The organism is Lysinibacillus parviboronicapiens (genome assembly GCF_003049605.2).
Lineage (GTDB): Bacteria > Bacillota > Bacilli > Bacillales_A > Planococcaceae > Lysinibacillus > Lysinibacillus parviboronicapiens.
In genome coordinates this window covers 2,906,677-2,930,678 of record NZ_CP073713.1, presented here as the reverse complement: position 1 = coordinate 2,930,678, position 24,002 = coordinate 2,906,677, and the positions used below count along the sequence as shown (strand labels likewise).

The window sequence follows — 24,002 nt, the reverse complement described above, 5'->3', positions numbered from 1 at the left end:
TAGAATGTGGTCTACCAATGGGGAGTTTACTTGAGGTTTGCGACTGTTCGTATAAACATAGAAACGGACTATATAAAGAGACGAGTTAGATTTTTATCAATCCGTTATAATTCAAGTTTAAATAATTTTGGCGGTCGTCCTTTGGCTTTGGCCACTAAGTTTTGCAGGATAGTTGCATAACCTGATTCTTCTAGACGTTTGAGAATACGGCTAGCAGTCCGAGTAGATATAGATAAATGTGCCGCTAAATCTTCTGCTGTAATAGTATCTGTTTTAAGCTTTTGTAGAACATTTTTAATTTTTTGCAACTGAAACACAGAGAGGTTTGTTTCTGTTGCTATCTCATCTAGTTGCGCATCGTGATGGATAGGGAGGGGCTGACTTTGACCATTCAATGGTCCAATTAGTTGGCTTTCTTTCGTTAGCACAAAACTTTCTGTCTGATTGCCGTGGCAAAATGAGGCAGCTTTTTCAGCCTGCAAACGTGACTCGTCTAATGTTTTGCCGATACCCCAGCCAATTTTTACTTTAAAGGGTAGTTCTTTATGAAGAAAATCAGACAATGTACAGGATTCGAGATGATTGGTGATTTTCATCAAATCCATATAATTCGTGATAATTTCATAGTGAATCGCACTTTTAAAGGTGATAATGGAAATGCCTTGCTGGCGTTTATAATCTAGAATCGCCTTGTAAAGGGCAATTTGACGGTATTCAATCTCATTCACATCATTTTGAGCGCTAAAGAAAATGACATGCCCCGTGACAACCTGACTATTTGTTAACTGCAATACCTCAATTTCCTTCATCAACTTATGAAGTGTTGACAGCATACTTTTTTCAGAAGGAACGACGAGAATGGGGGTAATATTGTCAGCCTCTAAATGTTTATATAAATTCGTTAACCGAGTAAAAGAATAGCGCACCTTATTGTCTTTCCAGAGCGCTAAATGCCGTTTGCTGACTACCTCATAAGCTTGTTCATGTCCAAAAATCTCAATTGTATTACTTAAAATATACGGAAAATCCTCTTCGGGCAACCAATTTTTTAGATCTAAATAACTATTTTCTTCGTAAATAAAGTCAATAATGGAGTCTTTAAACGAAAATTGAGGATCTTTGTATTGCACTTCCGCAATTTTATAATAAAAATCTCGCTGAGAAATATCGAAAAAAGTAGTCGGTAAGGATGTCGCCTCCACGGGCAATGTTCGGTGAATATGTAAATAAGGAATTTGACCACTAAACACAACGCCATCGTACTGTTGGGCGTGTTTTATGAAGAGATTCTCTAACTCTCCTAAGGACTCATAAATAAAAAAATGATAAGAAATATCGGCTAAATTTAATTGATGAACTTTCTCCATCCACGTAAACGAATACTTCGTAGAAAATATACAAATATGAAACATTCTTAAAATTCCTCCTATTTTCCCTATTGTTTTAATTTTCAGTTTATATTAACCTTATTTTAAGACATTGCAATAATATGTCCGTAATGCAATCATAAGGGGGATTTGGATGAAAACACAATCAGATTTTGACATGAACAATAATGGATTTTTTAATAAATTTCTAGATGTTATTGAAAAAGTGGGTAATAGACTGCCTCATCCATTTATGTTGTTTTTTTATTTAACTGTAGTTTTAGTTGCTGTTTCAGCTATTTTGGGTACAATGCAAGTTGCTGTCACACATCCTAATACGGGGGAAGAGGTAGTTGTGCAAAACTTGTTATCCAAGGACGGACTCCGCTATATATTAGCAAACACGTTAACGAATTTCACTGGTTTTGCGCCGCTCGGCTTAGTATTGACAATGATGTTAGGGATTGGTTTGTCTGAGAAAGTGGGGTTATTCTCAGCTTTAATGACAAAAGCTATTACAAAAACGCCAAAAAAGATTGTGACATTCATGGTCGTGTTCATTGGTATTTTAGGTAATATCGCTTCAGATGCAGCTTTTGTAGTCATTCCACCATTAGCGGCTCTCGTCTTCTTATCTTTAGGTCGCCATCCATTAGCTGGTTTGGCAGCAGGTCTAGCCGGTGCAGGGATTGGATTTACAGCAAATATTTTAATAGCAGGTACGGATGCTTTACTATCAGGGATAACTACTGAGATTGCAAAGGGAATCATACCTGATATAATCGTATCGCCTTTAGACAACTGGTTCTTCATGAGTGCTTCAACATTTTTATTAGCTTTCCTTGGTGCGCTTGTAACCGACAAGTTTGTGGAACCTCGCTTAGGCGCTTACACTGGCGAGAAAAAAGCAGAGTCAACAGCATTAACAACACTAGAAAACCGCGCATTACGCAATACAGGTATAGTTGCATTGCTATATATCATCATTATTTTGGTGTTAATCTTAATGCCGAATTCACCGTTATTAAATGACGATGGGACAATTTTACGCTCACCATTCTTATCTGGTATTGTACCGATTTTATTTATGTTTTTTTTAGTAACAGGTATCACATATGGTATATCGGTGAAGAAGATTACAAAAACGGCAGATGTTCCTGAAATTATGACATTAGCGATAAAAGATTTATCTAGCTATATTGTATTAATCTTTATGATTGCACAATTCATAGGTTACTTCAACTGGACAAATATTGCGACTTGGATGGCTGTTCATCTAGCCGATTTTTTAACGATGATTAATTTAACAAATGTCTTCTCCATTGTATTATTCGTGTTATTAGTTGCGTTGTTAAGCTTGTTTATTATTAGTGGATCTGCTTTGTGGTCGTTAGTTGCACCAATTTTTGTTCCAACATTTATGGTGCTCGGTTATCATCCAGCGTTCATCCAACTAGCATATCGTATTGGTGAATCATCAACGAATATGGTAACACCGCTTAATACGTATTTCGCGATTATTTTAGGATTTGTACAGGTTTACAATAAGCGAGCAGGTATTGGTACATTGATGTCCCTGATGATTCCATACACACTTGTTTTCCTAATTGCGTGGATAGTATTAATGCTCGTATTTGTATTCTTCAATGTCCCAATCGGACCGGGAGTAAATTTCTTACTAGATTAGGAGAGAATTTTATATGACATCCATTAAAATAGATAAAAATTATTTAAATACAGTCATTTCATGGAGACGTGATTTTCATCAATATCCTGAAGTGGGATGGCTGGAGTTTAGAACAGCGTCACTCATTGCCAGTTACTTAGATGACTGGAATTATGATGTGAAAGCAGGTAAAGAGGTCATTACTTCTGAGCGTTTAGGCGTGCCAGAGCAGCAAGTTTTGGATGCTTCCTATGATATGGCCAAAAGAGAGGGGGCTCCAATATACTGGCTAGAAAAAATGAAGGGCGGATTTACAGGTGTTGTAGCTACATTGGATACTGGAAAACCTGGCCCTACGATTGCATTTCGTGTAGATATTGACGCCTTGCCAATTTTGGAGTCTGCAGCAAACAGTCATGTTCCTTCTCAACTTGGTTTTCGATCAAAACATGAAGGAGCCATGCATGCTTGTGGTCATGATAGTCATGCGGCAATAGGCTTGGGTCTTGCACAACAATTAATGGAAAGAAAAGAAATGTTAAAAGGCAAGATAAAAATTATATTCCAGCCAGCAGAAGAAGGAGCACGTGGCGGAAGTGTGATCGCAGAGTCATCGCATCTAGATGATGTGGATTTTTTTATGGCGCTACACATTGGTACAGGAATCCCAAAAGGAACATTCGTAGCAGGAACTGATGGATTTTTAGCATCTACCAAATATGATGTAAAGTTTCATGGAGTGGCAGCCCATTCAGGGGCATTTCCTGAGCGTGGGAAAAATGCGCTATTAGCAAGTGCGCAGGCGACGCTTGCACTTCATAGCTTACCCCCTCATAGTGATGGGGTTTCACGCGTAAACGTCGGAAAACTTCTGGCAGGTACTGGCCGTAATATTATCCCGTCGTACGCGGAGGCACAGTTTGAAATTAGAGCAGAAACATCAGAAATAAATGCTTTTTACGAACAAAAAGTGGAACAAATTATTCAAGGGGCTGCAACGATGTATGGGGTAGAGGCAACACTTGAAAAAGTAGGGTATGCCATCAACATTCCTTCTAATAGAGAACTAGCAGGAATTTTAGCAAAAGCGGCAAGCAAGACCAGCATTCAACAAGTCATCGATTTTAATGAGTTCAAAGCGGGTTCTGAGGATGCAACCTTTTTAATGAAAAAAGTGCAGGAACAGGGTGGTCAGGCATGTTATTCCATTATTGGCACAACGTTAGCTGCTGGACATCATCATGAATGTTTTGATATAGCAGAAGATGACATGCTAACTGCCATTGAAATTTGGTTAAATACGGTTTTCCAAATTTATGAGGAGGCTAACGAAACATGAATGGTATGAAAGAAAAGATAGATCATTTATTAAAGCAATATAAGCAAGACATCATAGATTTAGCTGATCGAATATGGGACATTGCGGAAACGCGGTTTGAAGAGTATGAGTCTGTACATGTATTGACGTCCTATTTGAAAAGTATTGGTTTTGAAGTAGAAGTAGGGATTGCTGGGTTACCGATTGCATTCATAGCAAGCTATGGTACAGCAGGCCCTGTGATTGGCATATTAGGCGAGTATGACGCACTCCCAGGGCTCAATCAAAAGTCGTCATCACCAATACGTGAGGCTACTGTTGAGGGCGGGAACGGCCATGGATGCGGACATAACCTGCTTGGTACAGCTGGTGTAGCGGCGCTTGCTGTATTAAAGGATTTAATTGTAGCGGGTGAATTGACTGGGACAATACGCTATTATGGTTGTCCTGCGGAAGAAGGCGGCTCTGGTAAAACGTTCATGGTGCGTGAAGGTGTTTTTGACGATGTTGATATCGCTTTAACTTGGCATCCAAATTCATTTACAAGCGTGTTTAGTTTTTCTTCTTTAGCCAACTATCAAGTATATTTTGAGTTTGAAGGTGTTGCTGCGCATGCTGCCAATTCCCCTCATCTAGGAAGAAGTGCTTTAGATGCAGTAGAATTAATGAATGTTGGTGTGAATTATTTACGTGAACATATTACCACTACAGCCCGAGTGCACTATGCTGTGACGGATACCGGCGGGATGTCTCCAAATGTGGTGCAATCGCATGCAAAAGTCTTGTATTTAATTAGAGCAAAAAATATTAAGGAAGTAGATGGAATTTACCAACGCATCGTAAAGATTGCGCAAGGTGCCTCGCTCATGACGGAAACGAATGTGACCATCAAGTTTGATAAAGCGTGTTCGAATTATTTACCGAATGATACGATAAATAAAATTATCTATGAGAACTTGCAAAAAGTTGGCTTGCCTCACTATACAAATGAAGAAATGGCTTATGCGGTAGATATGCATCACTCTATCTCGCCACATGAAATGCAAAGTGCGAAAGAGGAGATTAAGCTACTTGCAGGAGGATATGCAGAGGAATTAGCTTTAGAAAATGTAGATACGCCTTTTTATGAGAAAATTGTGCCGTACACAAAATCCAATTTATCGATGGCGGGTTCTACGGATGTAGCTGATGTGAGCTGGGTAGTGCCGACAGCGCAGTTCTTTACAACTTGCTTCGTATTAGGTACGCCTCTTCATACATGGCAACTTGTATCACAAGGGAAAACGGCATTGGGCCATAAGGGTATGCTTTATGCTGGTAAGGTAATGGCTTTAACAGCCATTGACCTCCTACAAAATGAACAACTCATTGTCGAGGCGAAACGAGAGCATGCCAAGCAAACAAATCATGCTTATAAAAATCCTATACCTAAAGAAGTAAAACCGAATATGTTTGGTTCATGATAAATGGATGAGGGATACAACACCGTATTTGCTGAACAGCATTCTTTTGGCGGGTCTCTCTATAAATAGAAACTGTCTTTATTTTATGAAAAAACACTAACCTTTACTTGAATTCGAGGCTGTTAATGTCTAAAAGTAGTAGCTGATAATTTCACATGCGTAATAGAGGAACTACTGCAGAAGCTGAGATTGGCAGTCTTTGAAACTTAATTTGTCACTAAATGTAGTCATAAAAAATTTAAAGAAGTTGGGATATTGAGTGGGAGTAGTATTCCTAGCCAATATCCTTCTTTTAATTACTCAAGGCGTATTAAGGGTGGAGTCATTTGAAAAATATTGAAGTTCATATGGCATTAATCTTTATTTACACACTAGTTCCTCAAGATTAGTATAATGAAACTAAGTATAGTTATTCTCACGAAGACGGTTGGGCCATATTCCCGTTAACATTTCAACACAGGGTAAGTGATGGGGAATTATACGAAATGAAATTATGAATACAATGTTTTCGTATTCACATTTTAAAAAACTGTAGCTGAGTTAATGGGGTGATGACATATGAACAAAGGGAGAATCATTTTACATATTGACCTTAATTGCTTTTATGCTTCTGTTGAACAAATTTATGATACCTCTTTAAAAGGAAAGCCAGTCGCAATCGCGGGCAATCCTAAAGAACGTAGAGGTATAATTATTACGTGTAGCTACGAAGCAAGGGCTAGAGGTGTTTATACAACGATGAATGTTGGAGAAGCACGGCGAAAATGCCCTGAGCTCATCGTACGACCTCCAAATTTTGATCGTTATCGGACAGCTTCGAAGTCTTTTTTCCATTTATTAAAGGAATATAGTGAAATTCTCCAGCCAGTTTCAATTGATGAAGGGTACTTGCAGCTACCTATTATCGAGGGGCAAAATGTATTGCAACATGTCCAAGATCTGCAAGAGAGAATTTGGACCGAGCTTCAACTGCCTTGTTCGATCGGCATTGCACCAAATAAATTCTTGGCGAAAATGGCAAGTGATATGAAAAAGCCGATGGGTATTACGGTACTACGAAAGCGAGACGTGCCAGCAATATTGTGGCCGATGCCTGTAATTGAGATGCATGGAATTGGCAAACGTACAGCAGAGAAGCTGAAAAAGTTAGATATTCAAACAATTGGGGAACTCGCGGTTGCTGATGAATATGTATTAAAACAAAATTTTGGCATCAATGGTCCACGTATGAAGCAAAAGGCGAATGGCCAAGATGACAGACCTGTGGACCCAGAAGCCATATATGATACGAAAAGCGTAGGGAACTCAACAACGTTGTCACATGACGTGACGGACAGAGATGAATTATATGAAATAATTTCGATGCTTTCTGAGAAGGTTGCTGGAAGATTAAAGGCAAAAAAACTTGCAGGCGTTACCGTAAGTGTTATGATTCGGACTGCTGATTGGGAGACGTATACACGAAGTAAGTCCATGAATAATGCGATTAATGCTAAAGAGGATATTGTTGAGCAAGCATGGAATTTATTTAATAAACATTGGCATGAAGAGCCGGTTAGATTACTAGGTGTTACTGTATCGAATGTCAGTGATATTAAAGAAACGACACAGCAGTTAACATTCTTTAACTTTGAAGAACATGTCAAAGAGGAGCCCATTATTAAACTGGTTGATCAAATTGAGCAGAAGTTTGGAAAAGGCGCCATTATTCGTGGTTCAGATATAGCTAAGCCAGCAGGGAAACACCATGCGAATACGAGTTTTAGCAAGGATTTTTGGGATGAACATAAATAATATGTTTGTCCCTTTAATTTTTGGTCAAAGAACAGGGAATTAAACTGGATTTTACAGTGAAAATGGTGTTTGTTCTTCCATAGATACAAAATCTATGGATAGATTCAATTGATTGGTGGAAAGGGTGCTCACTCTAGTGGGAAAAGCGGGCAAGTGCTAGCGTGGAAAGTATCAGCTTGTAATGGAAATCAATAGTTTACAATCTAACACCAGAATGACTAAAATAGTGGTTTTATTGTGGATATGATGAAAATTTCCTTTATTCAATTTTTTACGTAAAAATACACAATAAATGGAATATTTTGATAACATATAATAAAGGTAACTCTTGGTCAGTTCATTAACCCGAAAGAAGACTTAAACAAGATGATTGTCGATTGGCATATCTGCAAGTGCAAAGGTTCAAATGATGATGAGTTCGTTATTAGGATAGGGGGGGAACAACTTCATGAAAATCATTCGAAAATATAGTTTGTTAATTGGTGGCTTAGGTTTTTCCAATTTAGGAAATTGGATTTACCTTGTAGCGCTAAATTTATTTGTTTGGCATTTGACACAATCACCAGCAGCAATGGCCGGAATTTTTATTGTCGGACCTTTAGCGAGAGTTTTAACAAATTTGGTTGCAGGTTCTTTCATCGATCGTATGAATAAACGTAAGTTAATGATGACAACTGATATTATTCGAGGGATCGTCGTTTTTTGTATGCCATTTATGGAATCTATTTGGCTAATCTATACATTGTTATTTCTAGCGAATATTGCGAGTAGTTTCTTTGGACCGAGTAGCACCTATTATATTACAAAATTTGTTCCATCAGAAGATAGACAAAGATTCAACGCAGTGCTGGGCACATTTAATTCAGGTTCGTTTTTACTTGGTCCAGCATTAGCTGGTCTCCTCATTATGCTTTTTAATACAACGATTACGATTTGGTTCAATAGCGTTACATTTTTTGTTTGTGCCATATTTATATACTTATTACCCGATGTAGATGATGCTCATGAAACTTTACGGCAACGTATTACCTGGCGTGTGTTAAAAAGTGACTATCAGGCAGTAGTAGCTTTCATCCGTCAACATCAAATATTTATCGCGATTTATTTACTATTCCAATGTGCATTAATGATTGCCTTTGCGCTGGATTCCCAAGAAGCAACATTTATCAAGCAAGACTTAGCTTTATCCGATAGTTTATATGGTGCCTTTGTAAGTATTGCCGGAGCTGGGGCTATATTAGGTGGGATGGTTGCAGCAAGCTTTGCAAAAAAATGGTCTACTCGTTCATATATGGCTTTTGGCTTATTTATGACCATGCTATTTTATACTGCTTTTTATGCTTCAACAACAAGCGTATTGGCGTTTGTCAGTATTGCTTTACTCGGTTTTTTCATGGCATTTTGTAATACGGGGTATGAAACGTTTTATCAGCACAGTGTACCACCTGAATTGATGGGGCGCTTTGGCAGTATCGCAAACATTTTTCAAAGTAGTTTACAAATAATCTTTACATTATTATTAGGTCTATTTGCACAATGGTTTACGCTTCAAATGACTGCAGTTGCTTTCGGTATTCTAAGTATTTTATGTGCAGTTGCATTATACTTTGTACTGTATTCCAAAAAATTCCGATTACAAGTAGAGGAGGAAGCATTATGATTACCTATTCGCTTCGCTGTATTTTTTGTAAGGAAATTTTCGAGGTTATAGAAGGGACAAAGAAATATAAACTATACAAACAAAATATGCAGGGGAAATTTTCCTGCGAAGATTGTGATAGAAAAATTCAGTTCGAGTCAAGGAAAGGTTTCATAGGTAAACTTTAATGACAAGTTATGGAAGGTGCCTGGCACCAAAAAAGTCGAACCTAAAAGAGGATTCGACTTTTTTTATTCATTTAAAATAATGGGGATATAGTTTTTTATGTGCGTATATCCAGTCCTTCATTTCTATAATCATTTCTTCGTAGCTAGGTACTTTATATGAAAAATCATTTCGTGTATTGATTAAAGTTTTATCTAAATTTACTAATGACGAGGGGTTAATGGTAATCTGATTATCTTTAAAGTGTTTATTGAATAATTGTAGTAAATCGAACTTATTGATACTTACTGGATTTACGAGATGGTAAAGACCAGTTGTTCCTTCCATTGCTGCTCTTTCCATTGCTTTAGCTAAAGTCAGGGTTGTGACACCCGTCCAAATGGCACCTGTATAACCGTTAATGGGACCACTTTGTTTCATAAACCAATTAAATAGTCCAATACCATGTTCTTTCAAATCAGGACCGATGATGGAGTTTCGGAATGTTAAATGCCGAGGACTGTCAATTTCCCCTAATCCCTTTGTGCGGTCATAAAAGGTTTCACCGTCTCGGATACTGTTTTCACTATAAGGTGCTGCTTTTCCTGAAAACACACAATCTGTACTCATATGAAATAGCCTTGTCTGCGTTTTTTTTAGGAAAGCAGTAATGGCATGTGGTAAAAAGCTATTTAGATAGACAGCTTTTGCACGGTTATCATTACACGCTTCATTTAAAACGCCAATGCAATTAATAATAACATCATAGTTATCTAGCAGTAGTTTTTGTAAAAAAGTAGAATCTGTAATATCACCAGTTATGCTTTTTCCATAGGGAAAGGCTGATCTTGAATAGGTTGTGACTTCATGCCCCCGCATACTTAAAAATAAGGAAATGGTATGCCCCGCCATCCCCGTTGCACCAAGAACTAAAAATTTCAAGGTTTTCCTCCCGTCCAGTTATGTAGTTCTTCTTGAATGCGCGAGAGCTTTAATAATTTTTCCTTTATTTCTTGTATGGAAAGGATTTTTGTATTATTTGAGTTATATTCATCTGTTAAAGTGATTTTAGGAGAGCCCTCATCAAGGTATTTACCATAATTTAAATCGCGATTGTCTGCTGGGATTTTGTAAAAATTACCAACGTCAATCGCTTTAGCCGCTTCTTCCTTTGTTAATAGTACCTCATATTTCTTTTCTCCATGGCGTGTACCGATAATTTGAATGTTATTTTGAGCTTGGAAAATTTCCAGCAGTGCTTGTGCTAAATCCTCAATGTATGCTGAGGGAGATTTTTGTACCATGATGTCCCCGTTATCCGCATGTAAGAAGGCATATAATACTAACTCAACTGCTTCATCCAAGCTCATCATAAAACGCGTCATTGTTGGATCAGTAATAGTTAGTGGTTTCCCAGTCTTAATTTGTTCCATGAATAAGGGAATGACAGAGCCGCGAGAAGCCATAACATTACCATATCTCGTTCCGCAAATTAAAGTTTTATCGGCGTGAACCATCCTTGATTTGGCGATGAATGTTTTCTCCATCATTGCTTTCGAAATGCCCATTGCATTGACAGGATAGGCGGCTTTATCAGTAGAAAGACAAATGATTTTGCGAACGCCTGCTTGAATAGCTGCAGTCAATACATTTTCAGTGCCTAGAATATTTGTTTTGACAGCTTCAAGTGGGAAAAACTCGCAGGAGGGAACTTGCTTAAGGGCAGCTGCATGGAATACAAAATCTACATTATACATGGCATTGTGAAGGCTTTGGATGTCACGAACATCCCCAATATAAAACTTGATTTTGTTATTCTGATATAAAATACGCATATCTTCTTGCTTTTTTTCATCTCTTGAGAAAATTCGAATTTCCTTAATATCTGTATTTAAGAACCGTTGTAAGACGGCATTGCCAAATGAACCAGTGCCTCCAGTTATTAATAATATTTTATCTTTAAACATCGTATTGTATTTTACACCTCCTTATTACTAAGCCTACGCCTATTTCAAACCTCTTAAGTGTAAATCGTATTCAGAATTTTCTCTTGGGAAGTTGTACCAATATGCTAATAGATCTGTGTATTTGCATGTAGGATTTTTGATCATTAATGCGCAATTAAAGTCCCAATCTCCCGCAATATCTTTTCTTTTCGTAAACTTTGCATCACCTATGAAACTTCTGCGGATAATTTTAAACTGTCCAGGTAATGAATAACGATTCGTTTCGTTTTTAATAAATGTATAACCTGCTTTTGTTAACATGTTGTAGTAATAAATATCAAATTGACCGTCCACTTGTATCAAAACATCTGTAATGGCCGGTAAATAATGATCATCACTATCAATGATGGCTATATAATCGCCCGTTGCTTCTGCGATGCATCGATTATAGGAATCACTAGCACCTATATTAGTGTGGTTGATTAATATTTTTAACGAAGGACAGTTTTTTTGATATTCTTGTAAAATTGCTAACGTCTTGTCGGTTGATCCATCATCACAAACGATAATTTCGTAGGCATATTCTTTAGGTATACTATCGAGCATTGTTAATATCCATGCTTCACTATTGTAAGCAGGAGTTAAAAAACTAATATTCATGAGTAAGAACCCTCAATTCTTTAGGCATTTAAAGGCTTTAATGGCCTCTGTTTTTAGGGCGAAGTTATAACCACCTTAATGGTAATAAACAACACAAAGACTTTCTTTTTATAATATGCATAGAATGATTTGTTCGGTAGGCTATTGTTTATTTTGAATAAGAGATTTGAAATTATAGATGTAAGGCAAAAATGAGGCAATTTTGAAGGGAGAATATATATAAAGCGATCTTTAACAGCCTAATTATATTTATACGAAGCAGGGGATATACCGATAAATACCAAATTACGCACCTTATTTTCGGAGGCGGCATATGTTATATAGAGTTTTTTAAAGGGGGATACAATGTCAAAAAAAATAGCATTTATTTGTAGTGTGGAATCGTATAAGCTATCTGACGCACATATGTTTAAAGACCTTTGTCTTGTTCCTATATTACTAGGCGAATACTTAGGTTATGATGTCACCATTTTAACAACTGAAATGAATGAAACTTTACTCAAACAAACCTTTCCTACGGTAACCTTCCATCATATTCCTTTCGAAGCTGATTATGTTGCCAATATGAATGCCTACTTAATCGAACATGCACAAGAGATTGATATCGCATTTGCAATTGGACCATATCCATCGTATTTATCCATACTAAAGACCTATAAAAAATTCAACCCAAACGGTAAAATCTATATGAAGCTGGATGTGAATCGATTTTGGTTAAGTCGCTTAAAGACTTACCCTTATTTCACGGAATTGCTACAACTTTGTGATGTCCTTACATCTGAAAGTGAATCCATTCAAAAGTCTATTCAACAATTTTTGAATCTAGATATTAAACATATACCAAACGGTTTTTATGAATTTTTCCCCACTGACCCAGTTTCTTTTAGCGAGAAAAAAAATAGAATATTAACAGTTGGTCGATTAGATGCTCCTGAAAAACAAATTCTACTGGCTGTCAAAGCATTTTTAGCCGCCGAGCTCACCGATTGGGAATATCGTTTAGTTGGTCCAATGTCTGAGGACTTTAGCAAGGAGTTACACACACTTTTAGAAGGGAGCCCGTTCGCTTCCAAAGTAACGGTATTAGGACCCATTTATGATAAAGTTCAGTTAGAGGATGAGTATAGGCAAGCTAAAATTTTTTGCCTCACATCGTTAGTGGAATGTTATGCACATGTATTTGCTGAGGCAGCGAAGAATGGGTGTTATATCGTTACGACGGATGTTGATGGCGCTGCTGATATTACCCATCATCAACGCTTTGGTACAATCCATCCAACGCATGATTGGGAAAGTGTGGGACGGACATTACAGCAAGTAACGAAGCAGGACGCCTTACTGGCAGATACATGCGCGCACCTTCAAGCATTCGCTAGAGCAGAGTTAAACTGGAAGCATATTGTACAGAAGGTTGCCGATTATTTAAAAGAGTAACCATGAAAATGTGTATATTTGCTAGAAATTGAGAATTATTCTTTCCTTTATGCCATTATTTCCTTTATAATGAAAACTAGCTTCATAATTTTAGACAATGATGGGTAGACACAAGGGGAGAATGGCATGGAAATACTTCAAGCAACAATGCATGAACTAGAGGAGCTTACAGTGCTTTTTGATGAATATCGCCAATTTTATGGGATTGAGTCAGATAAAAGCAGTGCGAAAGCATTTTTACAACTTCGAATGGCCTTAAAAGAATCAGTAATTTTTATAGCAGTGGAAAATGGTAAAACAATTGGCTTTGCACAATTATATCCGACATTTTCTTCTATTGCTTTACAGTGTGCGTATATTTTAAATGATATCTATGTAACGGAAGATGCTAGAGGCCAAGGGGTGGGCAAGGCATTGATGAAAAAGGTATTTCAATGTTGTGAGCAGCAGCATGCTCGTTATGTGACGTTGCAAACGGCAACAGATAATGTAAATGCACGTAAGCTATATGAAAAGCTTGACATGATGCAGGATCAATATAGTAACTATGTGAAATATTTCAGTTAAAAAAAAGTATCTCGTCCATCTCGGATGAAGATGCTTTTTTTGTGCTCAGCATGGTAATGGGGATAGGGAGCAAGTGCGGTACCACGAATAGTGCGTAGTGGTTAGCCAAGTGCTAGGGTGTTCGGGGTGACATGGAAAGGGAGGGGAAACAGGCAGCAAATCTTGGGTTTGGAACACGAGCATATTCTTGGCTAGGTATACTGGTCGAGTGTGTGTAAACTTTATGTGGAATGATGAGGCAGAAATCTTAGCCTATTTTAGTGTAAAGACTATGGAATCAGTGTCATTTGCTTTCTATAAGCGTGAATCCAGGATGCTAGGCTTGAAGAGCTTAAAAAATCCCCTAGATTTTTTACATCTAGGGGACAATTCTTCACTTACTAATTGTAATGGAAAATATCGTGGACATTTCATAGTAAAAGAAGTAAAGGAGAATCTAAAAGAGTGCTTCTACAATACTAACTTCTATCGAAATTTCGGTCCTTCTACCAAGTTTATATTTTAGTCCAGATAGTTATAGCTTATTTTATTTCAAGTGTATAGGGTTGTGTACTAGCTTTGCCATCTACTTCACTGACTTCAATATAGTAGGTTCCTTTGTCTAGTTCGACTGTACCTACTTCAGGATCTTCAGCTCCATAAAGATCTAAGGTTTCTACTGTTTTTCCTTTTGCATCAATAATACGGATGACGCCATCGAGTGCTTTTTCAGTTTGTAGAGAAAAGAACACATCGCGCTTGCTGTCGTTGGTAAATTCAAAATAGTCTTTGTCACCAAATGGAACACCTGCATTAAGGTATTGAGTTGCTACCCATTTACCGTCTTTTTTTGTAAGGTGAGTTGGCTTTGTTGGTATGCCATTGACTAACTCGGAATCTGCATCTTCATCTACTCTATTATGATCAAACATAGTTAAAGTATATGGTTGCAGCGATACTTGCCCAAGATTCGCTCCATTCACAATAATAAAATAACCGCGATCCTTTTTCGCTTTAAATGAAGTATTCACATCTGTTGTGCCAGAAATACCGAGTAGTAATTCAATTATGTTTTCACCTTGCCCAAATGGAATTTCTGTTTCCATTTCCTTTGGATCAATTTCCATATTACCATTGGTGTCTTCAATAATAGAACCTGAAAATTTCAATTCTTTTTGAAGCTCTTTAGGTAATTGATTTAGCTGTTCATTCGTAAATGGTACGGAAGAAACAAGAAGACTCATGACTTCATCTTTGCCTCGTTGTTTATAATAGTAGAAATCAGTATCATCTTTATAAATGAGATGATCTTTATAAGTGCTACCAGGTTGAATCGTTTGAGCATTTATTGGTGTATTATTATCTGTATTATTATCTGTTGGAATAGCTGCCATTTTACTTGTTTTTAGTGTATATGGTTCAGAAGAACGGTCACCATAATTGGCTACACTTACAACATACGTTTTGTCCTTTTTCAAGGCAATAGTTTTGGCTTCATTTTCATCAGTTGTTGTTCCAAGAAGTAATCCGATTAATCCCAAATCATTTGTTAAAGAAGAAACTGGTAATAATTCATTTGTTTCCTCATCATACTCAAATATAGTTCCAGTTGGTGCTTGGTTCATGCCTTTATTAATATGGAAACCATATACGGCATCTTCTTTTGCTTTAAACAAGAAGTAATCTTCATCATTTTCTGTTTGGAAGTATGCTTTTTGGTCTACGCCAATATCAAAACGAATCGCTTTCTCCATAATGACATCCACATCTTCTAGACCACCCATACCACCTGGACTCATGAACATATTCATTAAATCATTTATCTGATTATTTTTTTTAGCTTCATATGGAGTTACAGGTAAAAGATCATTTTGTACGTCTTCTTCTAGTATTTCCTCTTTTAGTGGAAGTCCGTCTTCATCTTCAGGCAAGGTAATGACTTCTCCTTTTAATGTGTAAGGAATCATTGATTCACTTATAATCTCTTGCACTTCAAAGCCCCCACTAAAGAACATGTCTAGTGAAAAATCGTTACTGCTGTCATTTGAAACGCTTAGTACATACTCTTCATCAGGCATAGCATCGACGATAAGGCTTACTCCCTCTCCTTTATCCATGCTGTAAGCTGTTTGAATTGGATAAGCCCCTGCTGATTCCTCATCATTAAGTTCTTCTGTCGGTACATTACTTACGTCTTCTTTTAAATAAAGTTCCATGGATGCTGTAATACCTGGGATACCCGATAAATCAAATTTTAGTGTTGTTGGTTCTTTTACTGTAAATGTAAAATAATCTTGGTCACTTTGTTGATCTGTAGAAAGTAGGGTATAGTTTTTCCCTGCTGTAGTGAATGGGAATTGTTTAATATTCTCCATATTGTTCATATCTAATGAATCAATTGGTAATTCCTTTGTTGTTTGAGCTGTAAAGACGTAGTTAGATTCGCCCTTTAAACTATAGCTGCCATTATGATCTTTTACGCCAACAAGAAGGGTTCCTTCTTGATCTGCTTTAAATAGATATCCTTCTTGCTTTCCGACACGGACATCATTGACGTTGATTGGTTGTACTTCATCTTTATGTCCTTTAGGGTAGAAGTATAAATCAAATGCATAGTCGAATTTGTTTGCACCTTTTAATGTTAGTTGAGCATATTCATTTGTTTCTAAATCAACCTTGTACCATTTTTTTTCATCAGGCTGCTTGAATTCACCTTTTTCTGTATTCAGTACAGTCTTTTTAAGTTCTTTTGCGTTTTTCATTCGCTCATCTTTTGATTCTAAATACTGTTTAGGTAGATTTTTTAAATCAAACTGTAATGCTTTTACAGGATCGACAAGACCATGGCCATATGTAAGATCATAGCCTTTCTCGCCTAAATCCTTTGCGGTCATTTCCAGAATAGCTTCAATTTCATGGGGCTTTAAATTTGGGTATTTTGATTTTAGTAGGGACGCCACACCTGCAACAACGGGAGAGGCCATTGATGTCCCGCTAAATTTTACAAAGGATGATCCTTTTTTCTCATCATGAACAGTACTGTATACTTCTTCACCTGGAGCTACCACATCAACAGATGGACCGTAATTTGAATAGCTTGATAGTTTATTTCTATCATTCGTAGAACCTACACTAATAACGCCTTCGAAAGAAGCAGGGAAGGAGTAATTATCTGTCGATTCATTGCCAGCCGCAGCTACAACGGTAATTCCCTTTTCATTCGCTTGCTGAATAGCTTCCTTCATTAATGGAGATTCTCCGTAGCCGCCAAGGCTCATATTAATAACATCAGCGCCTTGCTCAATGGCGTAAAGGATTCCTTGTGCAATGACGAAATCATTGGCACCGTCTTTTCCGTTGAATACATCAATTGGAAGAAGCTTGGCTTTTGGATTAACCCCATGTCCACCGATCGCATTATCTTTTGCTGCGCCAATAATTCCAGCTACATGTGTACCATGGTCACCAGCATAAGTAGTATTGGCAGGTGCTGCTGCATTATAGGGTGGAAGCACTTGAGATTTTAAATCTGGATGTTTAAAATCCACACCAGAATCGATAACTGCTACCTTCACCTCATGATCGCCTGCTAATTCTAGCGCCTTATCAATTTGAAGCAGATTTAAATGATACATATCCTTTTTCTTTGGATCTTCTCCTGTACCAAAGGCATGATAGACGTAGCTAGGAGATACATTTTTAACCCCTTGTTGCTTTGCATAATACGAAACTGCTTTTTCTAATGTTACTCCCTTGCTAAGTTGGATAACATCGTAGCCTAATGAAGGGATAGAGCGAATCACTTTTGAGCCAATTTTTTTATGAACATTCTTAGCAAGACCTGAATGCTTGATAATAATTGTATCCTGACTGATCCATTCCTTTTGATTGTTGAATTGCTTTAACGCTTGTTCCTGATTGCTAGCGACCTTCGCTGTGTTTTGTGGCGCTTCTGCAAAGGCAGAGGCAGCGGGAACCATTAGTGCTGCAGACGATACTACAGCCATTGATTTTTTAATCCAGTTTTTCAATTGTTTTCTCCTTTAAGTGTTTTAATGTAAGTCACAACTATATTACGATTGGAAGATAGAAAAGTTTCATAATATAAGGATATAAGTAAATATTTTTCCAAGATTTTCGATTTCTATTGTTTGTTTTTTCAACTATGATAAAAAATGCATCAGCATATGAATAATAGTAGAAAGGGAGGAAGGTCGAACACCTCCTGCAACCAAAAAAAGAGTCTCTATCTACAGCGAGATACTGAATCACTGTCCCTCAGACTTCATGGAACTGCTAGTTACAAAAACGTACAGTAAGAGATTAACCTTCTACAAGATTTGTGCAATCGATTCGACCACAAGTGAAAAGTACACAACAATAGAGCAAGAAAAGCTATTTTTCTAAAATATTATCTTAAAGCTGTTCAATAAGTCTTTGTAAATCTTCCTTCGAGCGAGGTATTGATATGTTTTTGTCAAATAATTTTTTATGTTGTAAGGCTAACGCCATTTCAAAAACCCATGGCCGCCCAAGATGAGCTCGATTAAGTAAATCCTCCTGATAAAACAAGGCTACTGGATCGCCATTATAAATAATTTTCCCAGCTTCCATTACGATTATTTGTTCTGCCCATTCATAAGCGAGTGAAAGGTCATGGGTTGCTAGTAAAATGGTTCTTTCACCATCTTCTAATTTGGCTAAGTATTGTAAAACTTGTGCAGCATAATAATTATCAAGTCCTGCCGTTGGCTCATCTAATAATAATACGGATGGTTCCATTGCTAAAACACCTGCCATCGCCACACGTTTTTTCTGCCCTACACTCAAAAAGTGAATGGGCTTATCAAGTAGTGTTGCAATTTCAGTTTGCGCTACGGCCCATGCTATTTTTTCTTCAACTTTTTCTGCAGACCAACCAAGATTAAGCGGCCCAAATGCAATATCCTGCATCACTGTTCCAGAAAAAAGCTGATTATCTGCATCTTGAAATACAATCCCAACCTGTTGCCGTAATGCCTTTAAAGCTTTCCTGCCATAATAAAGTTCTTTGCCACAAAATGCTATACTACCGGTGGTTGGTTTTAAAATGCCATTTAGATGCTGAAATAATGTTGATTTTCCTGCACCATTATGACCAAGTAAAGCGATTTTTTTGCCTTTTGGAATTTGGAGTGTAATATCTGTTAAAGCATAGGTTCCATCTGCGTAGGCGTAGGATAATTGTTTTAATTCAAAATATAAGCCTGTTGTCATCTGCAAAGCCCTCCATAAATGATGAGGAATATAATAATAACAGCAATACCTAGCCAGTTTTTCCTGCTAGAGATAAAATTCTCTTGCCAATAGACGGTTTCACCACCGCGTGCTTGCATGGCATTGTTAAGCTCACGACTTCGTTGAAACATCTCTGCAAATAACGCTGCAACCAGCATTGAAATTGAACGTAACCATTGCAAAGGGGAGCGGAAACCTAATCGAGCCTGCTGGGCAAGATGAATTTTTTGCATACTGTCTAAAAAAATAAAAATAAAACGATACGTTAATTCTACTAGCTCGACAAATAGAACGGGAAGCCGCCATTGTCGTAGAATATGGCAAATAGATTGTACCGATGTCGTAAGAATTAAAAAATACAAACAGCTAATACTGCCAAGTACGATGAAAAAAAGTTCTTGTGCTGTCATCAAACTTGCAGTACCTATAAAAATAGTCCATGTTTTCAGCTGTAGTGCCCAGATATGTGAAGGTATAACACTTGCTGATGGCGCAATAGACAATATTATCGACACTAAGCTAGTCAACAGAAAAAAACCTGGTAACAGTAATAACTTTGCATAATACGTAAAGGGAATTCTTGCACCTAAAATGATAAAAGCACTCATCACAATAAATGTAATGAGTGAAATAAGTTCATCCCTCATGATAAGCGACAGCAGTAGAAGACCAAGAGAAAACGTCATTTTTTCTAGCGGATGAACAGACGCTAGTTTGTTCATGTAAGCATACTTATCAATGAGTAACATCGCTTAACCTTCTTTGTGTTTGCCACGCATATAGCCGATAAAATAGCCGATAAAACCAGCACCAATTGCGGCTTGAAGCACGAATAATAGGCTCTCAATTTCACCACTTGGTGGCTCCCAAAAACTTTCAAACCATGGCTCGTACTGAGCGTTAATTTCACCAATTGCGACTTCAGCCTCACCGTCAGCTCCACCGAACTCTGCTCCTTTTTGTACGAACAGCGGAATGATTGCCAATAGCACAACAATAGCTAAGAGTAGTAAATTTTTTTTCATGTCAATGTGCCTCCTTTGCTGAGAAAACACGTAAAGCTTTTAATTCACTGACATTATATTTTTTTAAGAAATTCATGACGATGACTGTTAAAATCCCTTCGCTAATGGCAAGTGGAATTTGTGTCAACGCAAAAATACCAGAAAATTTTGTGAATGAAGCCATAAAGCCTCCAACTTCTGAAGGGAAGGCCAGTGCAAGTTGGACAGAAGTCACAACATATGTACCTAAATCACCAAGCATTGCTGCAAAAAATACGGCAAGTGAGAACGATAGGCCAATCTTTTGAGAACCTTTAAAAACAAAGTACGCGATAAAAGGTCCTACTATAGCCATCGAAAAGGCATTTGCACCCAATGTCGTAATGCCGCCATGCGCTAACAGTAAAGATTGGAATAATAAGACGATTGTTCCAATTACGCTCATTGCCAATGGACCGAATAATACAGTTCCTAAGCCAACTCCAGTTGGATGTGAACAACTTCCTGTTACAGAGGGGATTTTAAGTGCAGATAAGACGAATGCAAAAGCACCTGAAAGACCGAGTATCATTTTTGTTTCGGGATTTTCATCGATTGTTTTACGAATTGAACGTAATCCTAAAATAATAAATGGCATGGCTACGATCCACCAGAAAATCGCCCATTCAATCGGCAGAAATCCTTCCATGATGTGCATGGCAAATGCTCGATTTGGCACGAGTAAAAATGCTAGTAAGAAATAACTAAGCTTCCAACAAGAAAATTTCAAAATAGCTCCTCCTTAAAATAAAATTTAGAATGTAGCGTGCGCAATAAAAAAGCACTTTTCCGATGTAGGAAAAGTGCATAGCTGAAAAAGCAAATAGAAATTATCATCTGCCAAGCCGCACACCTATCCTCGTAGGTTGAAACGATCACGTATTTTTCGGCAGGTCTCCTGGCTTTAGTTCAACATTTTATAGGCCTTCCCATCCTTTGGACAGTGACATAATCTATAAAACTCCCTAGTACAGTGGCGGGACCGCGCCGGACTTGAACCGGCTTCCCTTTTAAGCAAAATGACTACACTTCGCACCGAAAAAAGATGAAGTTGTGAGATTTCACGACAAAGTGTAACATGATTTTCCATAAATATGCTATCTCTTTTTATAAAAAATATTTTTAATTGAGCTTCATTCTAGAAAATTCTGATAAATCATAGAGTAACACCACATTTTTGCATGAAATATTTGTTGAAATTTTACTAAAAATTTCACAAATTAAAAAAGAATTGTTGAAATTTATAAATAATAAGCTATGATAGAAACAGTTTTCTATTACGTTTTTAGACAATTAAAATTTCATATAGATACATCTATAAGTGCTCGAGATAATTCGAGATAATAGGGAAATCGGTGTGAATCCGATACAGCCCCCGCTACTGTAATAGCTGATGAAATCGCAAATGCCACTAGTATCACTTGGGAAGGCGCGAAAGTAAAAAGAAGCTTAAGTCAGGAAACCTGCTTAGTTGATGGCATGCAAACTTTTCGGAGGGAGAAGTTGAAGCGAGAACGAGTACTTATATTTATTCGTTTTTATTTGGCTTCTACAAGACCTTTACTCTTCGTTTAGAGTGAAGGTCTTTTCTTTTTCCTAGTCGCAAATGAGGGGAGCAAGACAATGACAACTTGGAACTTAGACGGAATGAAAACGCATCTTTTTATTTGCAATGGCAGTAGCTGTATGCATAAAGATGGCGAAGAAATTACCCAAGCAATACGTAATGAAATACAGGTACAAGCACTTGATAAGGAAATACATACGACAAGAACACGCTGCAACGGCAGGTGTAAGGATGCTTGTGTTGTCATCGCCTATCCACAAGGAAACTGGTATCGTGTGCCAACGACAGAGCATGCAAAGGCGCTCGTGCAAGACTTACATCATGAGTCTTTACATAGTGAACATGTGTTCACACTGCGTGAAGGTACGTTACAGCGTACACCACAAACAACAGCTATTAAAGGCATTGAAAAGGTGAAAGAGGGGGAACAAAATGGCGCAAAAAGGTAAGATTTTTGTTGTGGGCTTTGGCCCCGGGGATTTTAAACATATAACAACAAGAGCTGTAGAAGCACTGCAACAGAGTGACTTTATCATCGGCTATAAAACGTATGTGGAGCTCATACAAGATTTAGTGACTGCCAAGTCGATTGTTAGTACAGGAATGACCGAAGAAGTTTCGAGGGCGCAGGAAGCTGTGCGTCAGGCAGAGGCAGGTAATATCGTGTCTGTCATTTCCAGTGGTGACTCAGGCGTGTACGGGATGGCGGGGCTCGTCTATGAGGTATTGATAGAGCTTGGCTGGACCGAAGCAACTGGTGTTGAAGTGGAGATTGTGCCTGGTATTTCTGCGATTAATTCGTGTGCCAGTTTACTAGGTGCGCCGATTATGCATGATTCTTGCACAATTAGTTTAAGTGACCATTTAACACCATGGAATTTAATCGCTAAACGGGTGGAAGCAGCAGCAATGGCGGATTTTGTGATTGCACTTTACAACCCGAAAAGTGGTCGTCGTACACGCCAAATCGTCGAAGCACAACGTATTTTACTAGAATATCGATCTCCCGATACACCGGTGGGGCTCGTAAAAAGCGCCTATCGTGATCGCCAGGAAATTACGATGACCACACTAGCGGAGATGCTTGAGCATGATATCGGGATGCTCACAACTGTTATTATCGGAAATTCATCTACATTTTTCTATGACAATAAAATGATTACACCGCGTGGCTATCAACGAAAATATACGCTTGGAGATGAAAAACAGCCACTACGTCCACATCAACGTCTGAAAGAAGAAAATGAACCGTGGGCGATGAATCAACAAACGGGAACAGCGCGTGCTGATTTTGCGGCAGACCCGAATGCAGGACGTAGCAAGCCCAGTTTAGCGATTACACCTGTGTCAACGCTAAATAAATCATCTCTTGAAATGGCTGCAACTGCACTTGCAATGGTGAAAGGGACAAGTGCTGGGCATGTCACATCTAAACTTGTCCAACAAAAGATTGAATCCATTTTTGAACTTGCCGTTAGTCCTGGGGTGGCTAATAAGTTTTTCACGCCGCAACAAATGACGGCTTTAGCTGAAGTTGTTGGGGAAGAAGGAACGATGGAGTATACACCGGACCATCAAATTCATTTGAAAATTCCAACATCTGAACCCGGTAAAATTACAGCAAAACTACGTGAAGTGGGCTTTTTGTTAGCTCCAATCGGCGATGTACTGTCATTAAAAGCATGTGATTTCTGTTATGGAGAGAAAGCAGACTCTATTCCATATGCCGAGGAAATTCAAGCAAAACTAGGTGGCTTAGCATTACCGAAAACGCTAAATATCGGCTTTAACGGCTGTGGTATGGCATGCTACCGTGCAGTGTTTGATGATATTGGTATTGTCTATCGTAAAAGTAAATTTGATGTCTTTATCGGTGCTAAACCAGTTGGGCGTACAGCGCATGCGGCACAGCCTGTGGTAGAAGGGTTAGAGCCAGAACAACTTGTTCCACTTATAACAGACATTCTTGAAGAGTACAAAGCCAATGCGCATCCAAATGAACGCTTGTTTAAATACTTCAAACGTGTGAAAAAAATATTGCATTTTACGTATCAAGATATGTCTTCAAAAATAAAAGTAGAGCCAGCTCCGTGCGGCGACTAGTGAGGAGAAAAGAG

Annotated in this window: 18 protein-coding genes and 2 riboswitches; of the genes, 9 read left to right on the top strand and 9 right to left on the bottom strand. The window is 37.9% G+C overall.

Translation table 11 applies throughout. The features are described from left to right. Positions 1–104: 104 nt before the first annotated feature. Positions 105–1,412 carry an HTH domain-containing protein gene (locus C9J31_RS14120; RefSeq protein WP_107923912.1) on the bottom strand — a complete coding sequence of 436 codons (1,308 nt, stop codon included), beginning with the start codon at positions 1,410–1,412 and terminating at the stop codon, positions 105–107. 109 nt (positions 1,413–1,521) lie between these two features. On the opposite strand from C9J31_RS14120, the gene C9J31_RS14115 reads away from it, so the two are divergent. The 5 genes from C9J31_RS14115 (at position 1,522) to C9J31_RS14095 (ending at position 9,268) form a co-directional block, all read left to right on the top strand. Further along, positions 1,522–3,054, top strand: coding sequence for an AbgT family transporter (locus C9J31_RS14115; RefSeq protein ID WP_235616221.1), 1,533 nt, complete (start codon positions 1,522–1,524; stop codon positions 3,052–3,054). 13 nt (positions 3,055–3,067) lie between these two features. Next, entirely contained in the window at positions 3,068–4,372 is a 1,305-nt protein-coding gene (locus C9J31_RS14110; protein ID WP_107949473.1) for an amidohydrolase, read from the top strand. Continuing rightward, positions 4,369–5,814, top strand: coding sequence for a M20 family metallopeptidase (locus C9J31_RS14105; RefSeq protein ID WP_107949475.1), 1,446 nt, complete (start codon positions 4,369–4,371; stop codon positions 5,812–5,814). The genes C9J31_RS14110 and C9J31_RS14105 overlap by 4 nt, the downstream gene beginning before the upstream one ends. A 558-nt stretch (positions 5,815–6,372) precedes the next feature. Continuing rightward, a complete protein-coding gene (locus tag C9J31_RS14100) occupies positions 6,373–7,608 on the top strand; it encodes a DNA polymerase IV (RefSeq protein ID WP_107949476.1) in 1,236 nt (411 codons plus the stop codon). Between the two features lie 448 nt (positions 7,609–8,056). Next, a complete protein-coding gene (locus C9J31_RS14095; RefSeq protein WP_107949478.1) occupies positions 8,057–9,268 on the top strand; it encodes an MFS transporter in 1,212 nt (403 codons plus the stop codon). Positions 9,269–9,502: 234 nt separating this feature from the next. On the opposite strand, the gene C9J31_RS14090 is transcribed toward C9J31_RS14095, so the two are convergent. The 3 genes from C9J31_RS14090 to C9J31_RS14080 are packed head-to-tail and all read right to left on the bottom strand — an operon-like array spanning position 9,503 to position 12,018. Continuing rightward, a complete protein-coding gene (locus tag C9J31_RS14090; RefSeq protein WP_107949480.1) occupies positions 9,503–10,354 on the bottom strand; it encodes an SDR family oxidoreductase in 852 nt (283 codons plus the stop codon). After that, positions 10,351–11,379, bottom strand: a complete 1,029-nt coding sequence (locus tag C9J31_RS14085) for a polysaccharide biosynthesis protein (protein ID WP_107923918.1) — start codon at positions 11,377–11,379, stop codon at positions 10,351–10,353. Before C9J31_RS14085 ends, C9J31_RS14090 begins: the two co-directional genes overlap by 4 nt. A gap of 39 nt (positions 11,380–11,418) precedes the next feature. Then, complete coding sequence (locus tag C9J31_RS14080) at positions 11,419–12,018, bottom strand: glycosyltransferase family 2 protein (protein ID WP_107923919.1); 600 nt, start codon at positions 12,016–12,018, stop codon at positions 11,419–11,421. A 345-nt stretch (positions 12,019–12,363) separates the two neighbouring features. Between C9J31_RS14080 and C9J31_RS14075 the strand changes: the two genes are divergently transcribed. Both C9J31_RS14075 and C9J31_RS14070 read left to right on the top strand, forming a co-directional pair. Beyond that, a complete protein-coding gene (locus C9J31_RS14075) occupies positions 12,364–13,452 on the top strand; it encodes a glycosyltransferase family 4 protein (protein WP_107949482.1) in 1,089 nt (362 codons plus the stop codon). Positions 13,453–13,578: 126 nt separating this feature from the next. After that, entirely contained in the window at positions 13,579–14,019 is a 441-nt protein-coding gene (locus tag C9J31_RS14070) for a GNAT family N-acetyltransferase (RefSeq protein WP_107923921.1), read from the top strand. Between the two features lie 521 nt (positions 14,020–14,540). Here C9J31_RS14070 and C9J31_RS14065 read toward each other — a convergent pair. The 5 genes from C9J31_RS14065 to C9J31_RS14045 all read right to left on the bottom strand — a co-directional run bounded on the left by C9J31_RS14065 (position 14,541) and on the right by C9J31_RS14045 (position 21,048). Beyond that, entirely contained in the window at positions 14,541–18,029 is a 3,489-nt protein-coding gene (locus C9J31_RS14065; protein ID WP_107949484.1) for a S8 family peptidase, read from the bottom strand. 385 nt (positions 18,030–18,414) lie between these two features. Further along, on the bottom strand, positions 18,415–19,254 hold the full coding sequence (locus C9J31_RS14060) for an energy-coupling factor ABC transporter ATP-binding protein (RefSeq protein WP_107949486.1): 840 nt from the start codon (positions 19,252–19,254) through the stop codon (positions 18,415–18,417). After that, a complete protein-coding gene (gene cbiQ / locus C9J31_RS14055) occupies positions 19,251–20,024 on the bottom strand; it encodes a cobalt ECF transporter T component CbiQ (protein WP_107949488.1) in 774 nt (257 codons plus the stop codon). The genes C9J31_RS14060 and cbiQ overlap by 4 nt, the downstream gene beginning before the upstream one ends. A 3-nt stretch (positions 20,025–20,027) precedes the next feature. Next, positions 20,028–20,300 (bottom strand): energy-coupling factor ABC transporter substrate-binding protein, encoded by a 273-nt coding sequence (locus tag C9J31_RS14050; protein WP_107949490.1) that lies wholly within the window; start codon positions 20,298–20,300, stop codon positions 20,028–20,030. A 1-nt stretch (position 20,301) separates the two neighbouring features. Next, the gene (locus C9J31_RS14045) at positions 20,302–21,048 is read right to left on the bottom strand and encodes an energy-coupling factor ABC transporter permease (protein ID WP_107949492.1); all 747 of its coding nucleotides are present in this window, start codon (positions 21,046–21,048) and stop codon (positions 20,302–20,304) included. A gap of 141 nt (positions 21,049–21,189) precedes the next feature. Further along, positions 21,190–21,373: riboswitch (cobalamin riboswitch) on the bottom strand. Between the two features lie 247 nt (positions 21,374–21,620). Then, positions 21,621–21,804: riboswitch (cobalamin riboswitch) on the top strand. Positions 21,805–21,941: 137 nt separating this feature from the next. Here C9J31_RS14045 and C9J31_RS14040 point away from each other — a divergent pair. Together C9J31_RS14040 and cobJ are read left to right on the top strand one after the other, a co-directional pair. After that, on the top strand, positions 21,942–22,334 hold the full coding sequence (locus C9J31_RS14040) for a (2Fe-2S) ferredoxin domain-containing protein (protein WP_054767504.1): 393 nt from the start codon (positions 21,942–21,944) through the stop codon (positions 22,332–22,334). After that, positions 22,318–23,988, top strand: a complete 1,671-nt coding sequence (cobJ, locus tag C9J31_RS14035) for a precorrin-3B C(17)-methyltransferase (RefSeq protein WP_107949493.1) — start codon at positions 22,318–22,320, stop codon at positions 23,986–23,988. The genes C9J31_RS14040 and cobJ overlap by 17 nt, the downstream gene beginning before the upstream one ends. Positions 23,989–24,002 lie beyond the last annotated feature (14 nt).

What these genes read in the sequence shown, in the direction of transcription:
- C9J31_RS14120 (WP_107923912.1), bottom strand. Translation starts at nt 1,412, where the DNA reads ATGTTTCATATTTGTATATTTTCTACGAAGTATTCGTTTACGTGGATG.
- C9J31_RS14115 (WP_235616221.1), top strand. Translation starts at nt 1,522, where the DNA reads ATGAAAACACAATCAGATTTTGACATGAACAATAATGGATTTTTTAAT.
- C9J31_RS14110 (WP_107949473.1), top strand. Translation starts at nt 3,068, where the DNA reads ATGACATCCATTAAAATAGATAAAAATTATTTAAATACAGTCATTTCA.
- C9J31_RS14105 (WP_107949475.1), top strand. Translation starts at nt 4,369, where the DNA reads ATGAATGGTATGAAAGAAAAGATAGATCATTTATTAAAGCAATATAAG.
- C9J31_RS14100 (WP_107949476.1), top strand. Translation starts at nt 6,373, where the DNA reads ATGAACAAAGGGAGAATCATTTTACATATTGACCTTAATTGCTTTTAT.
- C9J31_RS14095 (WP_107949478.1), top strand. Translation starts at nt 8,057, where the DNA reads ATGAAAATCATTCGAAAATATAGTTTGTTAATTGGTGGCTTAGGTTTT.
- C9J31_RS14085 (WP_107923918.1), bottom strand. Translation starts at nt 11,379, where the DNA reads ATGTTTAAAGATAAAATATTATTAATAACTGGAGGCACTGGTTCATTT.
- C9J31_RS14080 (WP_107923919.1), bottom strand. Translation starts at nt 12,018, where the DNA reads ATGAATATTAGTTTTTTAACTCCTGCTTACAATAGTGAAGCATGGATA.
- C9J31_RS14075 (WP_107949482.1), top strand. Translation starts at nt 12,364, where the DNA reads ATGTCAAAAAAAATAGCATTTATTTGTAGTGTGGAATCGTATAAGCTA.
- C9J31_RS14070 (WP_107923921.1), top strand. Translation starts at nt 13,579, where the DNA reads ATGGAAATACTTCAAGCAACAATGCATGAACTAGAGGAGCTTACAGTG.
- C9J31_RS14060 (WP_107949486.1), bottom strand. Translation starts at nt 19,254, where the DNA reads ATGACAACAGGCTTATATTTTGAATTAAAACAATTATCCTACGCCTAC.
- cbiQ (WP_107949488.1), bottom strand. Translation starts at nt 20,024, where the DNA reads ATGTTACTCATTGATAAGTATGCTTACATGAACAAACTAGCGTCTGTT.
- C9J31_RS14050 (WP_107949490.1), bottom strand. Translation starts at nt 20,300, where the DNA reads ATGAAAAAAAATTTACTACTCTTAGCTATTGTTGTGCTATTGGCAATC.
- C9J31_RS14040 (WP_054767504.1), top strand. Translation starts at nt 21,942, where the DNA reads ATGACAACTTGGAACTTAGACGGAATGAAAACGCATCTTTTTATTTGC.
- cobJ (WP_107949493.1), top strand. Translation starts at nt 22,318, where the DNA reads ATGGCGCAAAAAGGTAAGATTTTTGTTGTGGGCTTTGGCCCCGGGGAT.